Origin of the sequence: Siphonobacter sp. SORGH_AS_0500 (assembly GCF_002838835.1) — a bacterium.
In the GTDB taxonomy this organism is placed as follows: Bacteria; Bacteroidota; Bacteroidia; order Cytophagales; family Spirosomataceae; genus Siphonobacter.
This window is the reverse complement of the sequence record NZ_NHPP01000027.1, coordinates 22,473-47,180: the sequence shown is the minus strand read 5'-3', so window position 1 is coordinate 47,180 and position 24,708 is coordinate 22,473. Positions and strand designations below refer to the sequence as shown.

Annotated in this window: 17 protein-coding genes, 1 pseudogene and 1 riboswitch; of the genes and pseudogenes, 4 read left to right on the top strand and 14 right to left on the bottom strand. The window is 47.9% G+C overall.

Annotated elements, in window-relative coordinates; genetic code table 11:
• Nucleotides 1–113 precede the first annotated feature (113 nt).
• Nucleotides 114–308 carry a helix-turn-helix domain-containing protein gene (locus BWI96_RS20675; protein WP_106638398.1) on the bottom strand — a complete coding sequence of 65 codons (195 nt, stop codon included), beginning with the start codon at nt 306–308 and terminating at the stop codon, nt 114–116.
• Nucleotides 309–420: 112 nt separating this feature from the next.
• On the opposite strand from BWI96_RS20675, the gene BWI96_RS20670 reads away from it, so the two are divergent.
• On the top strand, nt 421–1,026 hold the full coding sequence (locus BWI96_RS20670; protein WP_106638397.1) for an FMN-dependent NADH-azoreductase: 606 nt from the start codon (nt 421–423) through the stop codon (nt 1,024–1,026).
• A gap of 394 nt (nt 1,027–1,420) precedes the next feature.
• Here the strand turns inward: BWI96_RS20670 and BWI96_RS20665 are convergent, their stop codons facing one another.
• On the bottom strand, nt 1,421–2,566 hold the full coding sequence (locus BWI96_RS20665) for a cysteine desulfurase family protein (protein WP_106638396.1): 1,146 nt from the start codon (nt 2,564–2,566) through the stop codon (nt 1,421–1,423).
• A 182-nt stretch (nt 2,567–2,748) separates the two neighbouring features.
• Nucleotides 2,749–2,850: riboswitch (SAM riboswitch) on the bottom strand.
• 235 nt (nt 2,851–3,085) lie between these two features.
• Here BWI96_RS20665 and BWI96_RS20660 point away from each other — a divergent pair.
• On the top strand, nt 3,086–4,351 hold the full coding sequence (locus BWI96_RS20660; protein ID WP_106638395.1) for an SGNH/GDSL hydrolase family protein: 1,266 nt from the start codon (nt 3,086–3,088) through the stop codon (nt 4,349–4,351).
• A gap of 135 nt (nt 4,352–4,486) precedes the next feature.
• Nucleotides 4,487–4,870: a VOC family protein gene (locus BWI96_RS20655; protein WP_232793856.1), complete on the top strand. Its 384-nt coding sequence runs from the start codon at nt 4,487–4,489 to the stop codon at nt 4,868–4,870.
• A 61-nt stretch (nt 4,871–4,931) separates the two neighbouring features.
• Here BWI96_RS20655 and BWI96_RS20650 read toward each other — a convergent pair whose 3' ends face one another.
• Nucleotides 4,932–8,360 (bottom strand): ATP-binding protein, encoded by a 3,429-nt coding sequence (locus tag BWI96_RS20650; protein WP_106638394.1) that lies wholly within the window; start codon nt 8,358–8,360, stop codon nt 4,932–4,934.
• 221 nt (nt 8,361–8,581) lie between these two features.
• On the opposite strand from BWI96_RS20650, the gene BWI96_RS20645 reads away from it, so the two are divergent.
• Entirely contained in the window at nt 8,582–9,520 is a 939-nt protein-coding gene (locus BWI96_RS20645; RefSeq protein WP_106638393.1) for an SGNH/GDSL hydrolase family protein, read from the top strand.
• A gap of 481 nt (nt 9,521–10,001) precedes the next feature.
• On the opposite strand, the gene BWI96_RS20640 is transcribed toward BWI96_RS20645, so the two are convergent.
• From BWI96_RS20640 to BWI96_RS20595, 11 genes and pseudogenes are all read right to left on the bottom strand, one after another.
• On the bottom strand, nt 10,002–10,601 hold the full coding sequence (locus tag BWI96_RS20640) for an outer membrane beta-barrel protein (RefSeq protein WP_106638392.1): 600 nt from the start codon (nt 10,599–10,601) through the stop codon (nt 10,002–10,004).
• 19 nt (nt 10,602–10,620) lie between these two features.
• Nucleotides 10,621–11,916 (bottom strand): TolC family protein, encoded by a 1,296-nt coding sequence (locus BWI96_RS20635; protein WP_106638391.1) that lies wholly within the window; start codon nt 11,914–11,916, stop codon nt 10,621–10,623.
• Nucleotides 11,913–15,035, bottom strand: coding sequence for an efflux RND transporter permease subunit (locus BWI96_RS20630; protein ID WP_106638390.1), 3,123 nt, complete (start codon nt 15,033–15,035; stop codon nt 11,913–11,915). The genes BWI96_RS20635 and BWI96_RS20630 overlap by 4 nt, the downstream gene beginning before the upstream one ends.
• Before the next feature lie 11 nt (nt 15,036–15,046).
• Entirely contained in the window at nt 15,047–16,129 is a 1,083-nt protein-coding gene (locus BWI96_RS20625) for an efflux RND transporter periplasmic adaptor subunit (RefSeq protein WP_157830469.1), read from the bottom strand.
• 136 nt (nt 16,130–16,265) lie between these two features.
• Entirely contained in the window at nt 16,266–16,979 is a 714-nt protein-coding gene (locus tag BWI96_RS20620) for an MgtC/SapB family protein (RefSeq protein WP_106638388.1), read from the bottom strand.
• 273 nt (nt 16,980–17,252) lie between these two features.
• On the bottom strand, nt 17,253–18,620 hold the full coding sequence (locus BWI96_RS20615; RefSeq protein ID WP_106638387.1) for a HAMP domain-containing sensor histidine kinase: 1,368 nt from the start codon (nt 18,618–18,620) through the stop codon (nt 17,253–17,255).
• A gap of 71 nt (nt 18,621–18,691) precedes the next feature.
• Nucleotides 18,692–19,303: a response regulator transcription factor gene (locus BWI96_RS20610; protein ID WP_369804247.1), complete on the bottom strand. Its 612-nt coding sequence runs from the start codon at nt 19,301–19,303 to the stop codon at nt 18,692–18,694.
• Between the two features lie 697 nt (nt 19,304–20,000).
• Entirely contained in the window at nt 20,001–20,315 is a 315-nt protein-coding gene (locus BWI96_RS22725) for a glycoside hydrolase family 97 C-terminal domain-containing protein (RefSeq protein ID WP_232793857.1), read from the bottom strand.
• 45 nt (nt 20,316–20,360) lie between these two features.
• Nucleotides 20,361–21,922, bottom strand: a pseudogene (locus BWI96_RS22055) (glycoside hydrolase family 97 catalytic domain-containing protein); the annotation flags it as partial.
• 119 nt (nt 21,923–22,041) lie between these two features.
• Nucleotides 22,042–23,577: a glycoside hydrolase 43 family protein gene (locus tag BWI96_RS20600; protein WP_106638400.1), complete on the bottom strand. Its 1,536-nt coding sequence runs from the start codon at nt 23,575–23,577 to the stop codon at nt 22,042–22,044.
• A 74-nt stretch (nt 23,578–23,651) separates the two neighbouring features.
• Entirely contained in the window at nt 23,652–24,665 is a 1,014-nt protein-coding gene (locus BWI96_RS20595; protein WP_106638386.1) for a zinc-binding alcohol dehydrogenase family protein, read from the bottom strand.
• Nucleotides 24,666–24,708: the final 43 nt, after the last annotated feature.

The window sequence follows — 24,708 nt, the reverse complement described above, 5'->3', positions numbered from 1 at the left end:
GCACGTTACAAGCTCTTTCAGCGTCTCGGCGTATTCGGTGGTTGGTATTCAACAATGACCGGTATGTTTTCTGCATGCACGACTCGTTTACTAATCCATTTGTTCCAGAGCCTTCAATTCACTGGAAAGGACCGTAGCGAAATGCCCTTGATGGTTCGTTGTAATTCATTGAATCGGGTGTATCCGCTTACTAAAGCGATAATGATGCGGAGTTTCCACTTGCCACCTAATACATAAATAGCATCTTCTACGGCCGCTAAATTCTGGGCACACTGCGTTTCGGAGTAAAATATTAGGGGATCGTTCATCTTCTTTTCAGATAGTATAGTAATATAAACCTTACTGCTAAGGTTTTGTTTAGTACTAGTTTTTGCGTAGTTAATATAAATACATTTGCGATCATCATATAATTCGAAGCAAATGAAAAATATACTGCATATTATTTCCAGTCCTCAGGATGAAGCCTCAGTCAGTCGAAAACTGGGAGCTGCTATTTTGAAAGAGGTTCAGGAAAAATATCCAATCAATCAGGTAAAGGTTCGCGATTTATATAAAGAACCCGCTCCTCATCTGGATGAATCGCATATTAATGCCTTTTTTACGCCTAAAGAAAATCTCTCAACGGAGCAGGAGCAAAGCATCAAGTATTCGGATGAGGCCGTTGCGGAATTAATGGAAAGTGACATTATTATTATGGAAGCTCCCATGTATAATTTCAACATCACGTCTACATTAAAGGCCTATTTTGATCACATAACCAGAGCCGGAATCACGTTCCATTACACGGGTAATGGTTTACTTCCCGAAGGACTTCTGAAAAACAAAAAGGCTTATCTGGCCATTACCTCGGGAGGTGTTTATTCCAAAGGAGAACTCAAGCCGTATGATTTCATTGATACGTACGTGCGTTTCTTTTTAACATCAATTGGCATTGAAGTGATGGGCGTTTTTCGAGCAGAAGGGCAGGCCATTGTCGGAAAAGAAGTTGCTTTGGAAGAGGGTATTAAAAGCATTACTATCCATTGATGGGTAGTTTCCGTCGCTGCTTTTTCGAATGGATCAAGAACTTGCTTGAGTATATAAGTTTGTAATTTAGGAAGTTGAGTTAGTTTCTTTGGCCCCCGCCAAGAAATGGGCGGGGGTTTATGCTTATTCTTTAGAACGATAGCTTAGAGCCTCAGCACGATGATAACCAGACTGTTTTACTGACGACAAAATACTCTGGAGAAAAGGAAGATCCTTCGCTTCGCTCTGGATGACAGACGCTGATGATAAATTAGTTAGACGTCATTTAAGTGTCCCCGGATGAAATCCGGAGACACTTAAATGACAGATGTTTGGAGCATTTGTTAAAAAAGAAAAGCTGCCAGCATAAGAGTTGGCAGCTTTTCTTCGAAGATGTTTTCAAACTGGGAATGCTTTACGAAGCCAGACTAACTTCTTCAGTCTGATACAATTCACTAAGGATAGACAAGACTTCGTTGATTTCTTCAAACGTATTATCCGCTCCGAAGGAGAAGCGAACGTTTTCTTTCGCAAAACTGGTGGGAATTTCTTGTAGTACGTGTGAGCCCCCGGCGAGATTGGAACAGGCACTACCACCGGAGACGGCAATGCCGCGAGCATCCAGGGCTTCTACCAATGAGCAGGGGCCGTCAAGAATAGGGAAGGCGACGTTAATTAATCCGGGTAAACTTTCCTCGAGGCTTTGACATCGACCATTAAACAAAACCCCAGGAATTTGCCGTTGGATTTCGTCGATGAACTGTTGTTTCAATGAATTCAGATGGGCGATGTTTTGCGTTTGATGGGTTATCGCGAGCTCCAGAGCCTTGGTTAAGCCCACAATGCCGGGAATATTTTCGGTTCCTCCGCGTTGCCCCCCTTCCTGTCCGCCGCCGCTGATAAAGGCGGGCAATCGGTGTCCCTGACGGGCAAACAAAAATCCTACGCCTTTAGGACCACGAAATTTATGAGCCGAAGCCGTCGCAAAATCAACCGCATGTAAGTTTACGGGCACTTTACCGATGCTTTGAACGGTATCCGTATGGAAATAAGCTCCGTAGTGTTGAGTTAACGAATGCACTTCTTCCAAATCCAAAAGCGTACCTAGTTCGTTATTGGCGTGCATGAGGCTGACGAGTCCGTTGTGATGCTTCTCCAGCCATTGGATTAAATCAGGAATGGATACTCGACCATGCTCGTCTAACTGGACGTAATGAACTTGAATGAGCCCCGCCTGTTCCAACTGTTTCAGCGGCAAAAGCACGGCTTTATGTTCAATCTTCGAAGTAAGGACGTGGCGGATGTTAAAGTGCTGAATGCTACTTTTTAAAGCAAAATTATCGGCTTCGGTACCGCCAGAAGTAAAGATAATTTCTTCGGGAGTAATGTTCAGTAAATCAGCAATTTGCCGACGACTCGATTGAATTACTTTTTTCGCTTCCCGGCCCGCCCAGTGATTCGAAGAGGCGTTGCCAAAATGTTGCGTAAAATAGGGTATGATGGCTTCCAAAACAGCAGGAGACAAAGCGGTAGTCGCGGAGTTATCTAAATAAATACTCATGGTATAAAAGAGCTGATGAAGGGTGAATGAATGGACACATAAGGAGCACAGGTATCAAATAAACCTGAGCGATGCTTGGTAATGAAAGTGAATCTCGTGACAAACGAGAGAAAGGCTTAACTCATCAGTAATGAGCAGGCCGATCGGTTCCTTAGATTGGGGAGGAATGACATGGCATATGGGGTTTATAGTTCCTAAAAATGTTAGGCAGGTTAGCACTGATTCCGCGTCGGAAAGTTGCTAAGGATTCGTCGAGCCTGTCTCTCCTCCTTTCTGTATAAGCCCCAACTACCAATGGTAATTGAAGACAATGCAAAGTAAAGTAGGGGAATTTAATAAAACAAATAAAATCTATAGAAATAGTAGATTAATAATACTGTTAACACTTCTTGTTGTACTATTGGTCTGTAAAATAGATGGTTACTAAAATTGTTTTTCTAAAATTAACTTACTACTAGTAAAATAGTCATTGCTATGATTCATTACGTAGGTTTAGGCAACCGAAAGAACTAGTTACCTATGAAGTCATTGCTGAGAATCATTACGCTTTTCTTCTGTTTTCCGACCTTGGTATTCTCCCAAACAAGTGCATTGGAAAATGCCACGCTACTTCGTGCCAGGGAAGGGTTACCTTTCTTTTTTGAAAAAATAAAAGCTGGAAAGCCGATCATGGTAGGATATCTCGGTGGTAGCATTACCGAAGCCGGAAAAGGCTGGCGGGAGCAGTCACTGAGTTGGTTACAGAAAACCTATCCGCAGGTTCCCTTTCGGCAGATTAATGCGGGAGTTGGCGGAACGGGCTCGGATTTAGGTGTTTTTCGGGTGCAAACTCAGGTGCTCGATCAGAATCCTGATTTGGTTTTCGTAGAATTTGCTGTAAACGATAACGGTAAAAAGCCAGAGCAGATTTACAAAGCCATGGAAGGAATCGTTCGAAAAACCTGGCGGCAAAATCCTCATACCGATCTCTGTTTCGTATACACCTTAACGGCAGATCTGGCCCCAACTTACCAGCAGGGAAAACTGCCAGCTTCGGCTTTAGCCATGGAACAAATTGCGGAATATTATGGAATTCCCAGCGTTTGTCTGGGGTTGGAGGTGGCAGCTTTGGCCCAGCAAGGTAAGCTGATTTTCAAAGGCAAACCCGAAGATGCACCGGACAAAATTGTGTTTTCAGCCGATAACGTGCATCCTTATCCCGAAACAGGGCATCGGTTGTATACGGAAGCCCTGGCGAAAGCTTTGAAGCAAATGGCGGACCTGAAAGTAACGCCACAAAAGCGGGTTTTAGCTAAACCTTACGTGAATGATAACTGGGAAGCGGCCCGTATGATCGCAGTGGACGAATTGAAAAAACAAGGGAACTGGACGACAATTACTCCTAATACGGATTCCGTGGCTTTGGCTTTGCAGCAGCGGTTTTCGAGCTTAATAAAATCCAGCACGCCGGGTGATTATCTGGAAGTAAAAATGAAAGGTCTGGCTTGCGGGTTGTATGATGCCATGGGTCCGGGAACGGGTCAGTATAGTATGGAAGTGGATCAGGACTTCAAACAAACCATTGCCCGGTTCGATGCTTATTGTACAGATTATCGCTCGAATTTCTTCGTTGTCCCTACATCGCCGAATCAGACGCATGTGATTCGATTTAAAGTTTCGGACGAAAAAGTGGATAAAGCCGCCATTCTTAAGACCCGAAACCAGGTTATGAATGATCCGTCACGCTTTCAGGAAAATGCCTGTTATGCAGGGAAGTTATTACTGGTGGGTGAAATAGTGCCGTAATGGAAATAACCGTTACATAAGCGAAACGCGAGAGAAGTATTCAAATAAATTCACAAGGAAGTCATTCCTGCTGACATAAGGCTGTCATGGATGGGGTAGACCTTTGGATCCATTCTCACTAAAACGCAAATGGATATGTCTATCAAAATGAACGCCGGAATTATTATTTCCCGCTTAGCCGAGACGAAACGTTTTTATCAGGAAATTTTTCAGTTCGGGATTACGTTCGAAAACGATTTTTTCGTGCTTATGCATACGCCTGACCGCAAAGCCGAAATCAGCTTTATGCTACCGGAGCATCCTTCGCAACATCCTTTATTTCATCCTGAATTTGACGGTAAAGGTGTTTTCCTAACACTGGAAGTGCCTAACGTAGACGAAGCATATGAGCGAATCAAAAATCTGAAGATCCCGATTGTTATTGAGTTGCGAGACGAACCCTGGGGTGACCGTCACTTTGCATTTACGGATCCCAATGGAATTGGAATTGATGTTGTCACTTATCATGCAGTTGAATAGATTTTCAATAAAAAACCCGGTTCAGGTCTTACGCTGAACCGGGTTTTTTATTGAAAACTTATTACTTGGGTAAGAACACGCGAAACGTAGAACCCTGCTCTAATTGACTTTTGGCAGTAATGGCACCGCCGTGGTTGGCGGCTACTTTTTCGCAAATGGCTAAGCCCACCCCAGTACCCGCGAACTCAGTCTTGCCGTGTAAACGTTGGAAAACCTGGAAAATTCGCTTCAAGTATTTCTCATCGAAACCTATTCCGTTATCGGTAACGTCGATGCAGTAATAATGAGAAGTATGTTTGGTCGGTTTAATAAGAGTCGGTAGCTCGGTATGGTCAATTACCTTTGAATGAACATGGATCTGCGGATAAACGTCGTCCTTACGGAATTTTATGCCGTTAGATAACAGGTTCTGAAAAAGCTGATGCAGTTGGGACGCATCCCCCATAACGGTTGGAAGACTCGAAACGTGTATCTGGGCAGAGGCTTCCTGAATGGTAACTTCGAGATCATTGATAACCGTTTGCAGAACCTCATTCAAAGGTACCGGATGGGCTGAAATCTGCTGGGTCGTGATTTGCGAGAAACTCAATAAATCCCGGATCAGCGTGGACATACGTCCCGCTGCGGTTTGCATTCGATCCAGGTAGATAATGCTGTCGCCTAAATCTTCACTATGCTGTAATTTTAATAAGGTACTGAACGACTGTATTTTACGAAGGGGTTCCTGTAAGTCGTGCGAAGCGATGTAGGCAAATTGCTGTAATTGTTCGTTCGACCGTTGTAAATCATACACGGATTCCTGCAATTCTTTCGTTCGTTGCTGTACCTGCTCGTCGAGCTCGTTCGATAAGTCACGATAGCGGGCTTCGCTGGCCTGTAAAGCCCGGTTAATCAATACAATATCCGTTACTTCCGTACAAACTTCCAGCACACCCGTTTGTCTATTACCTTCATAATAAGGCGACAACAGAAGGTTGAAATAACGAACCTCAAGCATTCCATTTTTTAATAAAGGAATTTCCAGAGCATAGGCCTGATCGGGTTCGCCGGTTTGATAAACTTTCCGACAGCGTTCCACAAAATCCTGCCCTTTTAGTTCGGGCAGGGCTTCCAGCAGGGGTTGACCAATTAAATCATTCTCCCGCTGAATGAGCGAAAGCATGGTTTGGTTTATCAGTTCAATGGTTAATTCTTCGCCTTTGACCAGCATCATCGCCACCGGAGCCTGCTGAACGAGGTTACGTAAACGAATTTCGATCTGGCGACGAGACTGATTAAGGTTAATCTGGGCTCTAACCTTGGTCAATAATTCCTGACCCGAGAAAGGCTTGACCAGGTAATCATCTGCTCCGGCTTCCAGTCCGTCGATGCGGGCTTCCTGACCCGCCCGGGCTGAGAGGAAAATCAGCGGAATATGAGCCGTTGATGCATTCTTTTTCAGTTTTTCCAGCAACTCTTTCCCGTCCATGACGGGCATCATGATGTCACTAAGGATCAGGTCTGGCTGTAAGGAGTAACTTAATTTTTCAAGGGCATCGGCTCCGTTGAAAGCGGTATGAATGGTGAAATAAGGCTCTAGTAACCGTGTCAGATACGCTCGCATGTCGGCATTATCATCGACAATCAGAATTTGCGTGTTTTTATCAACGTCGGTTGAGTTCGCTTCTAAACCTTCTCTTGCGGGTTTGTCATCCTCAAGCATGGTGCTGGCTTCCTTCACGAAAGAATCGGCCAGATGACTGATCCCTACGATAGAGCTTTCTTCGACGATCTGATCGGTGGGCAAATGATTTTTACCCAGCGGAATTCGAACGGTGAAGGTAGTTCCCTGACCTTCCACACTGGTTAGGCCGATCGTTCCTCCGTGCAAACGTACGAGTTCATGCACCAGCGAAAGCCCAATTCCGCTGCCTTCGTAGGTACGTCCACCGGCATTTTCCACGCGGTGGAATCGTTCAAACATGTGCGGTAACTCTTTTTCAGGAATACCTACGCCCGTGTCCGTTACGTGTAAAACGGCTTGGTTGCCTTCAGTGGTTAAGATGACGCTGACGCTACCTTCAAGCGTATACTTAAACGCATTAGAGAGCAGGTTCAGAACAATTTTCTCCCACATTTCTGCATCCGCATACACGGGAGTGGGCATGGGGTCCGTATGAACGTCGAACGTTAATCCCGCTCGCTCAATCAGGGATCGGAAACTGCTGGATAAATCGGTAGTTAACGCGACCAGATCAACGGGCCGGTAGGTGGCCTGCACCCGATTTGCTTCAATCCGGCTGAAATCCAGCAGATTATTGACAAGTTTGAGCAAACGTAACGCATTCCGATGGGTGGCTTCTACGGGAGCTTTGTAAGGAGATTCGAGTACCTTTTCGTCCCGAAGTAACTCTTCCAGCGGACCCAGCATCAGGGTTAAGGGCGTACGGAATTCGTGACTAATGTTGCTAAAAAAAGCCGTTTTAGCCCGATCAATGGCCGCCAGAGCTTCTGCTTTTTTCTGTTCTTCCTGGTAGGCATTAACGTTAGAGAACGCCGTATTAATGGTATTGGCCAGCAGAGCGTAGAAGTTAAGGTAATCCTGATCGATGGCCCGGTGTGGGCTAACCCCGGCTAATAAAAATCCAACGGGTTGTTCTTTCGTGGAAATGAAAATCGGAAGCCGGATCAGGGTGTGCGGAGCAGCCTCATAAGGACCGCCTTCAATAAGACTCAGGCGTTCGGCAACGTTTTCAATCGTCAGCGTTTGTGATAAATCCTGTAGCCATTCCGTAGCCGAGAGATCTAATTCCAATAATTCTTCAGGAAGTTGATAATGGGATTTCAAACCAGTGGTCTGCTTTAAACTAGCTTTTCCTGCTTCAGAATCAAGCTCATAAAAAAGCAAATAGGGCAAATCCAGGCTAAAATCTTCCTGAATGGAGGCAATGCTGCTGTAGATGTCCTCATTTTCTTTTGCCTGGGCCGTTGCGGCGGCTACGTCTCGAAGTACCTGCGTGCGGCGGGCACTCAACATTTTGTCGGTGGTTTCAGTAATGGGGTGAAAGATGCCACCTACCTCGCCGGATTCGTCCCGAATGGGAGCAAACGAGAAAGTCATGAACGATTCTTCCAGATAACCATACCGATCCAGGAACATCCGTTGATCCTTGATGTAAGTCCCTTCGCCCTGTTGGCCCCGGGTAAACTTATCACCTACGACGGGCAGGGCCGTTTCCCAGCAAATCCTGAAATTCTGACCCATGGATTCCGGGTGCTTGGCTCCGCAGATGGGTCTATAGCTATCATTATAAATCTGAATAGTTTCGGGTCCCCAGGCAATTAAAATAGGGAAGGTCGAGGAGAGGCATAAACTCACCGAAGTTCGAAGACTTTGGGGCCAGCTTTCAACGGGTCCCAAAGGCGTTTTCGACCAGTCCATAGACCGGATTAATTGACCCATTTCGCCACCACCGGCTAAAAACTGCTCTGAGGATTCGGTCTCAGTCATAATAATAGTGTCCCTTGAAATTAAATGGAATGGGTGTTAAGTATTAAGAAATGGAAAGGTTCATTTCTTAACTTACAGCTCGTATGTTTAATCATAATTCCATCAAATTGTTTTAAATCTACCAGAAGGTTATCCCTTATTAATCAAAGTTTTTGTAGAATCGGGTAGGAAATGACTAATAAGTATCTGTTATTATCAATAATCAAAAATTGTTATTATTTATGAAAAGCACCATCCGATTAATCTTTCTTATAGGTTACTGTTTCCTATTCCCAAGCGTATCGGTGGCTCAGCCTTTACCTAAAGGTGTTAGCCGGGTGCTTTTCCTGGGGAATAGCATAACGTACGACGGCAGATATGTGAATGATGTGATCGCTTATGTGCGTATGCATTACCCCAAAAGTAATTATACGTTTATCAATGTAGGGTTGCCCAGTGAAACGGTTTCTGGTTTGTCTGAGCCCAATCATGCGGATGGAAAATTTCCCCGTCCCGACCTGCACGAACGGCTTGAGCGGGTATTAACTCAAATCAAACCCGATTTGGTTTTTGCCTGCTATGGAATGAATGATGGTATTTATATGCCTTTCGATTCCTCCCGATTCAAGGCTTTTCAGTCGGGAATGGAGTGGTTGCATCAGGAAGTAGAAAAGGCCGGGGCCAGAATCATCCACAGCACACCGCCCTTATACGATGATGGTAGAGGAGGAGCAACGGGTTATGCTCAAGTGTTAGATGATTACTCGGACTGGTTGATTAACCAGCGAGAGCGACAACATTGGGAAGTAATCGACCTCCATTTTCCGATGAAGGCGTTTCTCGAACAACAGAAAAAACGGGATTCTACTTTTTACCTGGCCCAAGACGGTGTACATCCCGGAGCTTTGGGCCATTGGTTAATGGCCAGAGAAATGCTGAGGTACCTCGTGAAAGACGATTCCGAAAAACTAAGCAGAACTGAGTCTTTATCTGAAGCATTAGGCGATAAAAAGAACGCTGATGAACTAGTAAAACTAATAACGGAACAGCAGCAAATAGTAAGGAACGCCTGGCTTTCGGCAACAGGTCACAAACGCCCCGGCTTACCATCCGGGTTACCCCTGGATCAGGCACAAAAACAGGCTAGGAGTCTGGAAAAGAAGATACGAAAGTTGCTGTAATGCCATGGCACGTGACGTCTTTTTAACCCCCTTTATACGCTTGATTTTCGTTAGATATCTCTTATACCCTTGTGTACCAACGTTTTAAACATACCCTTTTTCTGGATAAAGAAGCTGTTCAAAACGGAATTGGGACTAAGGGCACTTCAGGGGTAATAGTTTGCTTTAATCTGAAAACCTTCAATCCGTCACGGTGATCTACGAATTAGAAAAGCTCATCGCAACGGAAGAAGGATTATCGCCATAGAAGCTCAAGTAGAAAATTGATTGTCCTGGATGTAACCCTTAAACTGGGCTAAAGATGAGTTTGGTGGACCTGAGGACAAAAAAATGCCTACGAACGAGTCTTCATGTTTAATAAGCAAAGATTGACCGCTAGGTCACTAGTGACTCAGTTGATACCCCACCGTAAGTGTTCCGTTCTGGTTGTAAACGGCTGGCTGCCCCCGTTGATTGAGCGTGTTCTCGTTCCAGATGGGTACTAATCCCCGCTGGAAACGAAGCCCAACCGTCCAGCGGCTTCCAATGGCGTAATCCAGACCCAGCCTAATCCGGCATCGATTTTTGACACGTAACCAGTCAATGTACGAGCGGTGCCATATACCGAGGTATCAGTTTGCAGATGGCCAGCCGGGTCTTTTCGTTGGATCGATGCAGCTAATGCCATGCTTACGTAAGGACCAGCGTACAGCCGTAAACTTCTTTGCACCCAGGTGAAATTGGCCGGAAAAATGGTAAGGTACTGTAGCCGTAACCGGCTGGTGTATGATTGTCCGTTGTCGTCATTCAGACGAACCATAGCCCCCTGCTGCTGAAGCCAGAGTTCGTGTCCGAGCCAGAACGTAGGTTTTAGATGGGACGTAACGCACAGCCCCAGGGTTAACCCAGTCTTGTAGCCAGGGGAGCCCCCGGTTGACAAACTATCGTGGGCATCTCGACCCACAACCGTAGACAGGCCCACGCCACCACGCAGACTGATGGTCAGTTGACCAGATTCTGGCTGGTCTGGTAAGGGCTTGTAAACCTGAGCGGTGGCTCCAACCGTTGCCAGCAACAGCAGAGGAATAAGCATTATTTTCATAGACTGGATAGCTAATGGCTTAAAAATCAATATCCCAGATACCCGCCGTTCGTTCCAGATTTACTAAAGCCGAGGCATACGTAATCAAGGCTTCGGTATAGGCTAGTTGTAACTGATTGAACGTTTGCCGGGCAGCCAGTACTTCCAGCAGCGAAGATTCACCCCGGTTGTACGAATAAATCCGACCTTCCAGCACCCGCTGTGCCCGGGTTAATAGATCGTTGTTGAATTGCTGGATTTGTCGTCGGGCGGCTCCATATTGCTCAAAGGCCTGCGTGACCTCAACCCGAATCTGTACCTCGACTTGCCGATAAGCCAGATCGGCTTGCTGGCTCTGCAAACGAGCGATCCGTATATCACTGTTGTAGCGATTGGAAAATTTAAGTGGAATGGCTATGCCCGCCGATAGGGTATTGTAGGAAGGCGTGGGTTCAATGATGTTGGTGATCCGGCTGACGTAGTTATTACTGAGCGATAGCCCCAGATCAATCATGCGGTTGGCTCGGGCAAGTTGCAAGGCTTTTTGGGCTACATCCTGTCCCTGTCGGGCGGCTAGTAAGTCAGCCCGAGTGTTTTGTGCCTGAATAATGAGCGGTTCTAACGCAAAGGTGCGATCGAAGCGGGAAAGATCACCGACGGGCTGATATAAGGTATCTTTGGGTAAGCCACTCCGAAACTGTCCCAGGGCAATCAGGGCCGTTTTCCAGTCAGCTTCGGCCTGAATCAGGCTGTTCAGGGCATTGTCGGCCTCCACCCGCGATTGAATGGCATCTACTTCGGAGAGCGTTCCCAGACGATTCCGTTTCTGGTTGGCTTCGGCCAACTGAACCAGGTAGCGGTAATTCATCTGCTGAATCTGAAAAATCCGCTGCCGATGGATGCCTTCCAGAAAGCCTAGCGTGGCATCGGCCCGAAGTAGCCGAAAAAAATCGAGCAGCGTAGCCTGGGCCAGTTCGGTTTGGCTTTGTGCCAGATGGATACGGGCCCGTCGCTTTCCGCCCAGCTCCAGCGTTTGGCTATACTGAAACAGGAAACCGTAACCCGTTTGGAGTCGACGCTGGCCATTATTAAAATAGCCAACCCCCAGCGTAGGATCGGGAAAAATACGGGCTTGAGCAATGGCGGCCTGTGCTACATCGACATTGAACTGCTGACTGGCATAGCTTAGGTTTTGCTGACCCACCTGACCCAGATACGCAGCAAATGCCAGTGGCTCCCGCCGGAACGTCGTATCGACCTGGGCCTGAACAGCGGGAATGGCCAGAGCGGTGAGCAGCAAAACACCTATTGTTTGACGAAAAATAACCTGAATCATACGGCGGAAGGGGTGGATGAGTTAGTGTCGCCAGCGTTGGGTTTGGTCAGACTCGACGAACGGGACTCCAATAGAAAATACAGAGCTGGTAAAACAAATAGGGTAATGGCCGTCGCCACAAACAAGCCGTACACGATAACGGTTGCCAGGGGTCGCTGAACGTCTGAACCGATACCCGTCGCCAGGGAAGCCGGTAACAGGCCCAGTACGGCAACCGTAGCCGTCATCAGAATGGGTCTGAATCGCTCATGCGTGCCAGCTAATACGGCTTCTTTCAGGGCCATTCCTTCCCGGCGAAGCCGGTTTAGGTTAGAAATCATCAAGACACCGTTCTGGATAGCTACCCCAAAAAGAGCGATAAAGCCTACCGCACTGGATACGTTCAACGTCATACCCCGAATGTTCAGAGCCAGCATTCCTCCGAACAAAGCCAACGGCACAACCGACAGAATCAGCCCTGCCTGACTAAACGTACCGAAGGCGGCATATAATAACAAAAACATAATAGCCAGGGCCAACGGCACGATAAAGGCTAAATGGGCGTAGGCCCGGTTCTGGTTTTCAAACTGACCACCCCATTTGATCTGGTATTTGACAGGGTCGAACTTCACCTGCTGGGCAATACGAGCCTGAGCATCCGTTAACAGGGATGTCAGATCACGGCCCCGCACATTGAGCTTTACCGTCAAATGCCGTTTGTTCATCTCGCGGGTAATGGTACTTTCTCCCGTGTTGAGTTGAATCAGAGCCACCTGAGAGAGGGGAATCTTGGTTCCGCTCGGCGTTGTCAGGGTTAGGTTACCGATGTCTTCGGGGGTTCGGCGGCTGTCTTCGGTGAAGCGGCAGGTGATGTCGTACACTTTTTCGCCGATAAAAATCTGCGAGACGGCTTTTCCTCCGATGGCCACTTCAATCAGTTCTGCAACGTCTGCGACGTTTAGCCCGTACCGGGCCACCGCGTCGCGGTCTACTTTAATCTGGAGCTGCGGCAAAGGTGGTTCCTGGTCGATAGCTACGTCAACGGCACCGGGCGTTTGCCGAAGAACCCGCTCCACCCGCTCGGCCAGATGCCGGGTTTCTTTAAAATCCTTCCCGTAGATTTTAACCACCAGTTCCGAGTGTGCCCCGGAAATCTTGTCCATAACTCCGTCGATCATGGGTTGGGAAAAGCCGACGGTATACCCCGGCATTGTGGCGTAATCGGCCGCTAGTTGATTGATCAGATCGTATTTGGTCATTCCGGAAGGCCACTCATCGTAGGGTTTGAGACCAATCGAGCACTCAAAATGCGAAGGTGTCCAGGGGTCCGTTCCGTCGTCGTTCCGTCCGGCCTGCGTCATCATGTACGTTACTTCCGGATGGCGGAGCGTAACAGCCCGGAGCTGGTTAGCCATGTCCCGCGACCGTTGCAGGGTCAGGCCGGGCGGCAGCGTCACCTGAAGCCAGATCGAACCTTCATCCAGGGGCGGCAGAAAATCTTTACCAACCATTCCTGTCAGCACAATAGCTCCGACCAGCACGACTCCCAAGGGAGCAAACACCCGCTTGGGTCGTTCCAGAATTCGAACAACCTGGTTGTGGTAGCCCTCGTTCAGCCGTTCCAGCCACTTGTTGTGAAACAGCTTACGGGGCTTGCGATACGTAGCATACGCCAGTCCGGGAATCAGTAGGAGTGCCACCATCAGTGCCCCAAACAGGGCATAGCCTACCGTGAAGGCCATAGGCGTAAACAGTTTTCGTTCGACCCGCTCAAAGGCAAACAAGGGCAGGTAGGCCGTGATAATGATCAGCGTAGCAAAAAAGATCGGGCGGGCCACCTGCATGGCTTGTTCGGCAATGCTTTTTTCTTCCAATACCTCGTCGGGATGATGTTCACGCTGTTTCAGGATGGTTTCCATCATTACAATGGCCCCATCGACAATGATCCCGAAGTCAATGGCTCCGAGCGAAAGCAGATTCGCCGGAATATTGGTCAGGTGCATCAGGATAAAGGCCATCAATAAAGCCAGCGGAATGGTAATAGCCACCAGTAAAGCCCCCCGCCAATTGCCCAGAAAGACGATCAGGACGACAACGACCAGCCCAATGCCTTCCAGTAGGGTGTGCGAAACGGTGTTCAGAGTCGTTTTTACCAGTGCGGTGCGGTCGCTAAACGGTACAATCTGTACGCCTTCGGGTAATAGCCCGTGATTGAGTTCGTTAACGGCCTGATGTACTCCTTCGAGTACGTGCGACGGGTTTTCCCGCTTCAGTAGCAATACAATCCCTTCAATACTTTCGGGATAACCATGCTGGTGGTCTGTGTAGCCCAGAACGCCTTTTCGCTCCAGTTGACCATACTTGACCGTTCCCAGATCTTTGACAAATACGGGAACCCCTTTATTGGTGGCGACAACGATGTTACCAATATCGTCCAGTGATTTGAGTAACCCGATACCCCGAACAACGTAGCCTTCATCGCCCCGGTTAAGGATACTGCCGCCGACATTGGCGTTATTTTTCCCGATTTGATCCGTTACGTTGCTGAGCGACAGGTTGTACTGAGTTAATTTACGTGGATCGATCTCGACCTGATACTGGGTGGTGATACCCCCGAAATTTGTTACATCGACGACCCCGAAAACCTGTTTGAGCCGGGGAATAATCGTCCAGTCCTGCATGTCTTTTAACTCACGTAGGCTGTAGCGGTCACTGACGATGATGTAGCGGTAAATCTCCCCGATGGGCGAAGTCAGCGGATCCAGCTCGGGCGTAGCTCCGTACGGCAGATCTACACCATTGATTCGCTCGGTCATGCGTTGGCGAGCCCAGTAGTCCTCGACACCGTCTTCAAAGACGAGGGTAATCATGGACAAGCCAAAGGTGCTTTTGGAACGCATGACGTGCAGCCCCGGAATACCGTTGAGGGCACGTTCGAGGGGAATGGTTATCTGCTGTTCGACTTCTTCAGCCGCCAGCCCGGGCACTTGTGTAATAACCTGTGACGTTACGTCGGCGATATCGGGATAGGCTTCAATGCTAAGTTGTGTCCAGGAATAATAGCCAAATACCCCGATCAGGACAAACAGGGCTACCATCAGCCAACGCTTCTGGATAGCGGAACGAACGAGTTGATTCATGGGAAGCGGGCTTATTGTTCGGCCTGAAGTAGATAGAAAGCACCGGTCGATACAATGACATCACCGGCTTTTAACCCTGATTTGACTACTACCCGTCCGTTTTGGGTATCACCCGTTTCCAAAGACCGGCGGATATAATGACCGGGAGCCGTTTGCAGAAAGACGTAGCTTTTTTCTTCTCTTTGCAACAGGGCGGCTGCTGGAATCAGGATGGTGGGCTGAGCCTGTTCAATGAATCGAATGGTGGCGTACATGCCGGGTTTGAGTTTCCGGTTCGGATTAGGGCAAAGCACCAGTGCCTCAATGGCTTTGGTTGCTTCATCTACGGTTTCGCTCAGGTGAAAAACCCGACCGGGAATGTTTTCGCCCGGATAAGCCGTCACCTGCACGCTTACTTCGTCGTTCTGGTGGACAAACCGAATGTCTTTTTCTTTGACCTGCCCGGCCACCCAGACTTTGGACAATTCCGCAACGGTAGCTACAGGAGTCGCATTATCGGTCAGGTATTGTCCGACTACAATGCTGTTACGGATCACCTGCCCAGCAATGGGTGAACGAACGACCAGCGGCTGACCGAGCGTGAGTTTGGCCGCGTCGGCCCGGAATAACCGGAGGCTGGCCAGGGCATTTTCGTACTCTTTTTGCTGAATAGCCGCGTTGGTTCGTGCTTCTTCCAGTTCCCGCTGGGTACCTACGCCGTTTTCCATCAGATCCTGCTGGCGTTTGAAATTCAGGTCGGCCAACTGGTGCTGTTGCCTCGCCTGAAAATAAGCCTTCTGAGCGTCGGTAAAATCGGGTGAACTGAGTTCAAACAAAGGAGCACCTGCAGCAACCGACTGGCCGAGTTGCACAAACGAGCGGAGAATACGGCCATCGAAAGGAGGAGCAATGTCGGCGTACTGATTGGGGATCGCCTGCACCGTAGCAGCCGAGGTCAGTTGCTGTCGATACTGCTCCTGGGTGACCAGATACGTTTTGAGCTGGGAGCGAATGGTAGATCTGGCGGGGACCACAACGGTATCACCTTTCATAACCAGATTGGGCTCTTCAGCCTGCTGGGGGGGGTTGGGTTGGCAGGCCCATAGCAGACTCATTACTAGTAGTAGCTGAGTAATGCACTTAAAACAAAGCATAGGAAGATAGGTCAGGCTAAATGAAAATTCAGCTTTTATACACTTAAGTTAGGTGGCAAAGGATAAGGTTTATAATCCGGTCGACTTTAGAAAATGCTTATAAATCAACCTGTTGGCCTACTACCGCCCAACTGACCTGGGTAACCTGCTCCTCGATAGTTAATCGACTCACAATGCGTTCCATCCGATGCTCCTGTTGGCCTGCCGCTATAATTTCAGCGGTGATGATAGCGTTGGCGGGGTGACCGTTGTCATGGCTGGTCAGGGATCGTAATAGTAAATTTTCGTCGCCCGTTAGGTACTGCATGAGCAGGACCCGAATGTGATTTTCGACAGTTTCACGGCACTTGACACTAATCAGGTAGTCGGTTTGCTCGGCTTCGTCAGCTCGGTTAACGGGGGCACGACTAATGCGGGTCCCGAGCGGACGTAGCAACAGGTGGGTCAGCACGATAGCGGTAGTCGTGACCACTGCTTCGCCTAACAATCCCACTCCGCACAAGCTACCGACGGCTGCCGAGCACCAGATGGTAGCGGCCGTATTGAGCCCCTGCACGTTCAGACCATTACGCATAATCACTCCCGCCCCCAGAAAACCAATTCCTGTCACAATCTGCCCTGCCACCCGTGAGGGATCGCCTTTCGCATCGGTCATGGCCACCGATAAGAGAATAAAGGCGGCTGCACCGAGCGATACCAGCGTATTGGTACGTAGCCCGGCACTTTTCTGCTGCCATTGCCGCTCGAAACCCACAAGTGCCCCTAACAGCATGGCCATGGCTAAACGTTCGGCAAATACTAGCGTAGTCATCACAGGTCTCCTTTCTGATAAATACGAAGCCGTCCAGCCGCCCATCTGCCCGTGGCCTTTGGTGGAGCAGATGGGTCACTTCATGCAAATAATGCACTACGGAGCGACCCCTGGCCCCAACAGACCCGGTAGTATAGAAAGAGATGAGCGATGACTCGGACCAGCGTCCATACGATTTTCTTTTCGATTAACGAGGGCAAAAGTAGGCCAATGCTTAAGAAGCAGCTGTTAGAAAACTCACAGAAAATTATTAGAATTCTATTAGAAGAACCGTCACACGTGGGGCAATTCGACGGTCACGGTAGTGCCTTCCTGCAGGCGGGAAGTTAGCTGGATGGTGCCTTTATGCAGGTGGATGATACGTTGGGTGAGTGGCAAACCAATGCCATTCCCATCAATATGTTGAACATTACGTCCCCGATGAAAGGGTTTGAACAAATCCAGGAGTTCGTCGGGCGGAATCCCAATTCCCCGGTCGTCAAAGCGTAGGATGGCTGTTTGATAGGTATGCGTAAGGGTTACTGTACAGCGGTGGTCGGGAGAAAATTTACACCCGTTTTCCAGCAGATTTTTAAAGGCTACCCGTAGTAAGTATTCGTTCCCGTACATCGACATAACGTCGGCATCGTCGCCTTCCTGCTCAACGAATAATTCGACCATATAGTCTGGATTGGCCCGTAGCAGATCCTGCCGGGCATCCAACAGAATTTCATCGAGACGCAAATGACGGAAGGCAATTTCCGAGGGGTCATAATTGGCTTTGGCCAGATCGAACAGGCCATTAGACAAACGGACTAGTTTGCGGGCATCGGCAGAGGTGCGTTCAATGACGGCCCGATACTCGGGGACGGTTCGCTCCCGGACAGCGGCCAGATCCAGTTCGGCCACGATGGCCGACAGTGGTGTCCGTAATTCATGGGCAATATTGGAGACAAACTGTCGCTGAGCGTCGAAAGAATGTTCCAGCCGGTCGAGCATCTGGTTAAACGTCCGGGCCAGCTCAGCTAACTCATCCTGCCCAGTTTCTCCGAGCACTCGTTGGTCCAGATTACTGGCTGTAATATCACCGACCTGAGCCACCATTTGGGCTACGGGTTCCAGGGTCTTTCGAGCCAGGAAATAACCGACCAATAACAGTAGTCCAACCGCTCCTAAAAGGGTAAGTACTAGAATTAAACCCAGCGAACGCATTTTCGCTAAGCCTAGCTGGTCACGACCAGCCGCTGTGATGACATACGGAATGCCTCGTCGATGGTGTAAAAAACCAATGACCTGGGTGTTGGCTTGCTCAAACCGAAGTTCCCGCTGCTGGAGAATCGTTTTAATCATGGACGGAGTTTCCTTGACCTTGTCCACCTCGACCGCATCGTGATAAAGCAGGTGAAACGCCGTATCATAAATAGCTACTTCCTCCTGAAAAGGCGAAGAAGCCATATGACGATAGATGACCTGTAGCACCGAGGGGGACACCTGGGCATCCAGCAACAGATCCGCCTTGGTCACAGCCTGTTCCCGTAATCGGTCATAATACGCCTGCCGACGATTTTGGCTGTAGGCGAAGAAGACCACGAAGGCAAATGTGACTAACAGCGTAGCAAAAATGGCGGTAAAAAGCAGCGTCAGACGCGTACGAATTTTCATCGATCTAGCCTATTTTAAGCACAAACCCAACGCCTGATTTAGTGTGAATAAGCTTCGGCTCATAATCCCGGTCAATTTTTTGCGTAGGTAGTTGATATACACGTCGATGAAATTAGTACCGGTATCAAATGGGTATCCCAGACCTTCTCGGCAATTTCGGCACGGGTCAGCAAGCGTTCCTGGTGCAGGAGCATGTATTCCAGTAACTTGAATTCTTTAGGAGTCAGGGGTATTTCCTGCCCCGCTCTGGTAACCGTATGGGTTACCACATTCAGTTCCAGATCGGCCAGCCGCAGCGTAACCGGCGACCCCACTGGCTGTCGGGCCTGCCGTTTAAGTAGGGTGCGGAGCCGCACGGAGAGTTCGCGGAACTCAAAGGGTTTCACCAGATAATCGTCGGCCCCGGCATCGAATCCTTCCACCTTATCGTCCGTGGTTCCCAAAGCGGTAAGCATAAGAATGGGTACATCCGGCCGGGCCTGGCGAATTTCGCGACATAAATCCAGCCCATTGAGTTTAGGTAAAATGAGATCCATGATGATCGCATCATGATCAGGCGTTAACGCGAGTCGCTTACCCATCTGTCCATCAAAAGCCAGGTCTACCCGCCAGCCCTCTTCCTCAAAACCTCGACCAATCAGATGAGCGACCCGGTCATCATCTTCAATTACTAATAGTCTCATAAAACAAAAGTAGGTACTGAGTTCATTTTATGGATACAATTAGCACTGCGTGGAATCATTCATTAAATAGATCCTATTCAATGGTATTTATACTTCTCTAAGGAATGTTTGGTTTGGTGAGAGAAAAGATCATGTTTGGCTCAGAGGGATAGGTGTTGGGCAGCTTCTGCACTCAGAATACTTACGGCTGAACTCCCTGTCACATCCGAAGACCAGGGGCGATTTTAATTACTCGTAAGGCACTAATGGCAAAAGCAGACCATATGCTTCACCCACTAGAATAACTCAGTACAAGCATTAGCAGTTAATCGAAGAATCGTACACTAATGACTAGGCTGGGATCATTTGGTATCTGATGTCACGTAAGTTCCCTTAACTAATGCATAAGATAGCAATACTAATAAAGCGAATGCAGTGCTTCCGTTTACGTCGCCAAATGCAGGGTGGAAAGTAGTAGTGGAATAGCTTCTTTGTAGGAATGGTTCAAACCTGTTGGATTCATGACAGGGTAATTTGAAAGTTAGTAACCCCAAATTATCGGACCGATTCCTATTTGTTTTGTCGTGAACCTTTAAACAACTTCTCAGACTTTACTGAATACTAGTAATTAGGACTTACACCTAATTTGCCCGAACAGCAGTAAATCATTTACTGCTGTTCGGGCAAATACATGCCTTACTAATGCAAAAAGTAAGTATTACATTTCATTTAAAATCAGCGTAAAGCCGCCCCGAGGCAAGCACTCTACTTCCAGAGCATCTCTTTCTTTCACAGTTATATATTTGACGTTGAAACCTGAGTCATACTCACCATCGGCAATAAGTTCAGCCCGATAGGTTTTGCCTTTAGTCAGGAAATGAAAGGGGATGGAAATTTTTTTCGATCGATCTTCTCCGTTAATGCCTGCCACATACCAGAGTCCTGCTTTTCTTCGGGCTATAACGGCTTCTTTTCCGGGGTACCCGGCCAGAAATTGTGTTTCGTCCCAGGCATTGGGCACTTCTTTGAGCATAAATTTTGCGGGGTCCGGTAACTGATCAAAGCCCTGTGGACGATCCGCCAAATGCTGTATGCCCGATTCGAATAGCACCGCAAGGGCCAGTTCGTGGGAGTAAGTAGTCGTATGAGCATGCTGGGAATTGGTAAAAGCGACGGGCGTATAATCCATCGGACCGATGACATTACGAGTGAAGGGCAATAGGGTATTATGCCAGGCTCCTTTCGTAGTCATATATTCCTGATTGTTATACTGCTCGCCTCCATAAACGGCTTCCATACTCATTAAATGTGGGTAGGTCCGGCTCCAGCCCCTCGGAACCGTGCTGCCGTGAAAATTGACCATTAATTCATAGCGTGCCGCATCTTCCAGAATATCCAGGTAATACCGCATCATATCCTGCTTGTCGCTTTCAAAAAATCTACTTTTACTCCATAGATTCCAATCTTCTTTAACCAGGCAAATTCTTTAGCTCTGGATTCCGGCGTAGTCAGTCGATCTCTAGGACCGGAGGTAACCTCATTGTGAGCTCCCCCAGAATTATACCAAAGCAAAGGTTTGATCCCCTTCGATTTCGCATAATTTACGGCATCTTCGAGCGTTCCTCCGTTCGTCATTTCGTCCCATTCCCAGTCCATCAGGGTATAGGGCCAGCCCATTCGGGCCGCTAAGTCAATGTACTCGCAAAGCTTTTTGTAGTCTTTCGTTCCGTGATTATAAGCCCAGTAGACCCAGGACGAAACTCCTGGCTTAATCCAGTCGGTCTTCGTGAGCTGGGAGGGCTTACTTACATCCTCAACCAAGGTAGATTCAACAAGGTCCGCTAGTTGTCCGATGATAGCTACCCTCCAGGGAGAACTCCAGGGTAACGTTAGCGTAGGGTTGACCTGCCCGGTATTAAATCCATCTGTCGCGGCTGGATATTCCAGGTGATAACTGGATTTGCTCAGCCTATTACTGAGTTTAGTGGCACAGTAGTTACGATCTACATTTGCTTCGGTTAGTAAGGCCCAGCAGGGTTCTTGATTTCCCGTTTTGAACAAAGCCGGATAGCCCCATTCTCCAGTTAGGGTAGAGTCTTTTTGATCGGGGTAAAAACCTTCATAGCTGGTAACAAACTTCTGTAACCAACGTTCGGCCTTATCTTCCACTTCAAAAGCCGTTGCTTCGCGTTTCATGACTAGTGGTCCCTGTCCTTTCTCGGGAAACTCGTATTTAAAAGCAATGCCATTGTTATAGGCTCGGGCGACTACATTCAACTTACTACCTTTGGTATTCACGAAAGCAAAGGTGATTTCCTGAGCTTCATTCTCCCGTTTCGAGCTTTTCCCGTGAAGAGCGGTGTACTGTTCTTTGATAGGTACAGGCTTACTACTGCTCTTTAAAGAAAGGTTGTCTGTAAATGATTGATCTTCCCTTTCGAGTCCAAGCTTGATTTGAGAAAATACGGGGGTTTTAGCTTTCCCATGATAATGAACGGACAAAAACCAGCTGCCTGGTTTTTCTTTGGACTGAGATAAGCTCAGTTCTATTTTTTTATTAGGCGAATACAATTGCTGAGCGTTCACACGGACAGCTACTGCTAACAGGAAGAGAAGAAGAGAATAACGAATACTATTCATACCTGATTTAAGTTTTGGGTAGGCAGAATCAGGCTTCATTCTAATTCTACCTAGACGGACAGGTTAAGCAAGTAGTACGTATATAAATACGTGTACTATAATTTTATCTTCTGAATGCTCTACTTTTCAATCGTGTAATGGAAATAGTCAATATCTACTGATCCTTTTTCGGCTTCGTTGTTAAAGGAGTAGAGACCGATTCTGTCCCCCCGATAGTAACCCCAGGCTAAAGTATAGGGCTCGCCCAAAGAGGTATACTTTTTACCATCCATACTATACGAAAAAGTAGACTTTCCATCTAATCCCCAGACCGAACGTAGCCAGATCGAAGATCCGGTAAGGGTATCTCCCTTTATGACTGTTCCATTCTTTCGATATTCAATCCAGCGGGTTGAGCCCTCTTGAGCAATGCCAATGGCAGCTTGTTGCTGGGAGAAGTGGCATAATCCGCTTCGCTGCCCGTTAGCCATGCGAGTGATATCCAGCTTCACGATGACTTCATTGCTACGTGTTCTAAAACAACGTTGCGTCAGGGTATTGCCCGCTGTTAATAATTCATTGTTTTTCAGGGGCTTGAAAGCTTCGAGTCGGAGCCAGCCCTTACGTTCACGGAGCGAATACTTTTCGCTTCTGGGCTGATAATTCCATTCCCATTGCTGGGCTATTACGGGCGTATTAAACTCATCGCTTCGGGCCAGAGAATAGCCGCCAGCATTAGCGGAAGGAATTTTACCCTCCCAGGTCATGGTTCCAATCGAATCCCCGAGTACCGTGCCAATGATCGGCCAGTCATTGATCCAGGTAACGGGTAGTAAGCTTACGATTCGTCCTGACCAATCGCCCGTACCGTGGTGAGTCAGAAAGTACCATTTCCCATCCTTCCCTGGTATAATTCCTCCCTGATTGGGTTCCATGGCTTCCTGACTTGTCAGAGCGAGTTGCTTTTCTTCGGCATATGGGCCCGTGATCGTTCTGGATCGCTTGGCCATCACATACCGTCCTTTATCGGGCTTGTGTTCACTGAAGATGAGGTAATACCAATCCTTGACCTTGAGTAACTTACTGGCTTCTCTTCCTGACCCGGCATTTACTAGAATGGCCGATTGTCGGTCAATGGACTTTCCGTCGGCAGACATGTTGAAAAGATACGTTTTGTAGCCATCGGCAAAGTGAGTACCGATGAAATAGCCTTTGCCCTGTTCGTCCCAGATTACCGAGCAATCATCCCAGCCGGGTTGCTTGAGTAGGGGAGTTAGCGGTTCCCAGGGGCCTTCCGCTTTGGCCGCTGAAGTCATGAAATACCCTTCGTCAGGTGTTCCGAAATACAGGTAAAAGCGATTATTATGATGTCTCAAAGATCCCGCCCAAATGCCTTTGCCGTACCGATTCATTTTCTGCCAGGATAATTCATCGGAGATCTGGGTAAGATCCGAAACGGCATGACCGCAGATTTTCCAATTCACCAGGTCTTTTGACTCCAGGATAATCATACCGGGAGAGAACTGGAAGGTGGAAGAGATGGCGTAATAGGTTTCTCCTACCCGAATGCAATCAAGATCGCTGTAATCGCTGGGAATGATGGGATTCCGGTAGGTTCCATTTTTCTGGTCTCCCCAGTGCTCCCAGGCTCCCCATTGCGGTTGATTCTGGGCCATACCTGCGAAGGTAACCCACGTGAAGCTTGTGATCGTGAAAAAGAGTTTTCTAAGTACGTCGTTCACTGCATTAGCTATTTTAAATGAATCATTGCTTTAATAACCTTATTGTTCGGATCTAAGAAGTCTTCGAAGCAGTCTCGTACCTGATCAAAATCTACCCGATGAGTAATGTAAGTGGCCGGAGAGACTAAGCCTTTTCGCATGCAATCCATGACGTGCATAAAATCGGCTCTGGTGGCGTTTCTACTGCTCATCAATGTAGCTTCTCTTTTATGAAATTCGGGATGACTAAAAGTAATATTTTCCTTTTGTAAGCCTACTAATACATACCTGCCTCCATGAGCTAAGTACGTAAAGCCCGAGTTAATGGCATTCAGATTACCTGTTGCATCAATCACAACTGTAGGCATACCTCTATTCGTAATGAGTTCCAGTTTCTCCAGAGGGTTTTCTCGCCGTGGGTTTATGGTATAATCTACGCCTAGGGTTTTACTACAGAAGGTAAGCCTATCGTCGTTGATGTCCATTGCAATGACTTTTGCCCCTGCAATCCTGGCAAATTCCATGGCTCCTAATCCAATAGGACCCGCACCGATGATCAGGACAAATTCATCTTTAATGACGTTAGCCCGACGAATACCATGTGCCCCGATAGCCAGCGGCTCGACTAAAGCAAGCTCATCATAGCTAAGCCCTTCTGCTTTAATTAAAGCGTAAGAAGGAACCAGAAGTTGTTCCGTCATGCCCCCATCAATATGCACGCCACTGACCCGAATATGTTTACAGCAATTGGGTTTACCGCTTCGGCACGCAATACAAAGGCCACAATAAAAGTATGGAATAAAGGTTACTGCATCACCGGGTTTAAAATCAGGGTTATCCGTCAGTACTACCTCGGCTGAAAGCTCGTGCCCCAGGGTACGAGGGTAGTTGAAAAAGGGCTGATTCCCTTGATAAGCATGCAAATCAGTACCACAAATTCCAATGCGTTTGATCGCAAGCAGGGAGAAGCCCGGTTTAATGGAAGGCGTTGTTGTGGATTGATATTCAAAGTGCCCCGGTGAAACACAAACGAGTGTTTTCATAGTGATTGATACTAGAAAGGATTAAAAAGCTATGATGAATAGC

What these genes read in the sequence shown, in the direction of transcription:
- BWI96_RS20625 (WP_157830469.1), bottom strand. Translation starts at nt 16,129, where the DNA reads ATGAGTCTGCTATGGGCCTGCCAACCCAACCCCCCCCAGCAGGCTGAA.
- BWI96_RS20640 (WP_106638392.1), bottom strand. Translation starts at nt 10,601, where the DNA reads ATGAAAATAATGCTTATTCCTCTGCTGTTGCTGGCAACGGTTGGAGCC.
- BWI96_RS20675 (WP_106638398.1), bottom strand. Translation starts at nt 308, where the DNA reads ATGAACGATCCCCTAATATTTTACTCCGAAACGCAGTGTGCCCAGAAT.
- BWI96_RS20665 (WP_106638396.1), bottom strand. Translation starts at nt 2,566, where the DNA reads ATGAGTATTTATTTAGATAACTCCGCGACTACCGCTTTGTCTCCTGCT.
- BWI96_RS20610 (WP_369804247.1), bottom strand. Translation starts at nt 19,303, where the DNA reads ATGAGACTATTAGTAATTGAAGATGATGACCGGGTCGCTCATCTGATT.
- BWI96_RS22725 (WP_232793857.1), bottom strand. Translation starts at nt 20,315, where the DNA reads ATGCTCAAAGAAGTGCCCAATGCCTGGGACGAAACACAATTTCTGGCC.
- BWI96_RS20630 (WP_106638390.1), bottom strand. Translation starts at nt 15,035, where the DNA reads ATGAATCAACTCGTTCGTTCCGCTATCCAGAAGCGTTGGCTGATGGTA.
- BWI96_RS20650 (WP_106638394.1), bottom strand. Translation starts at nt 8,360, where the DNA reads ATGACTGAGACCGAATCCTCAGAGCAGTTTTTAGCCGGTGGTGGCGAA.
- BWI96_RS20670 (WP_106638397.1), top strand. Translation starts at nt 421, where the DNA reads ATGAAAAATATACTGCATATTATTTCCAGTCCTCAGGATGAAGCCTCA.
- BWI96_RS20615 (WP_106638387.1), bottom strand. Translation starts at nt 18,620, where the DNA reads ATGAAAATTCGTACGCGTCTGACGCTGCTTTTTACCGCCATTTTTGCT.
- BWI96_RS20655 (WP_232793856.1), top strand. Translation starts at nt 4,487, where the DNA reads ATGTCTATCAAAATGAACGCCGGAATTATTATTTCCCGCTTAGCCGAG.
- BWI96_RS20645 (WP_106638393.1), top strand. Translation starts at nt 8,582, where the DNA reads ATGAAAAGCACCATCCGATTAATCTTTCTTATAGGTTACTGTTTCCTA.
- BWI96_RS20635 (WP_106638391.1), bottom strand. Translation starts at nt 11,916, where the DNA reads ATGATTCAGGTTATTTTTCGTCAAACAATAGGTGTTTTGCTGCTCACC.
- BWI96_RS20595 (WP_106638386.1), bottom strand. Translation starts at nt 24,665, where the DNA reads ATGAAAACACTCGTTTGTGTTTCACCGGGGCACTTTGAATATCAATCC.
- BWI96_RS20620 (WP_106638388.1), bottom strand. Translation starts at nt 16,979, where the DNA reads ATGACTACGCTAGTATTTGCCGAACGTTTAGCCATGGCCATGCTGTTA.
- BWI96_RS20600 (WP_106638400.1), bottom strand. Translation starts at nt 23,577, where the DNA reads ATGGCCCAGAATCAACCGCAATGGGGAGCCTGGGAGCACTGGGGAGAC.
- BWI96_RS20660 (WP_106638395.1), top strand. Translation starts at nt 3,086, where the DNA reads ATGAAGTCATTGCTGAGAATCATTACGCTTTTCTTCTGTTTTCCGACC.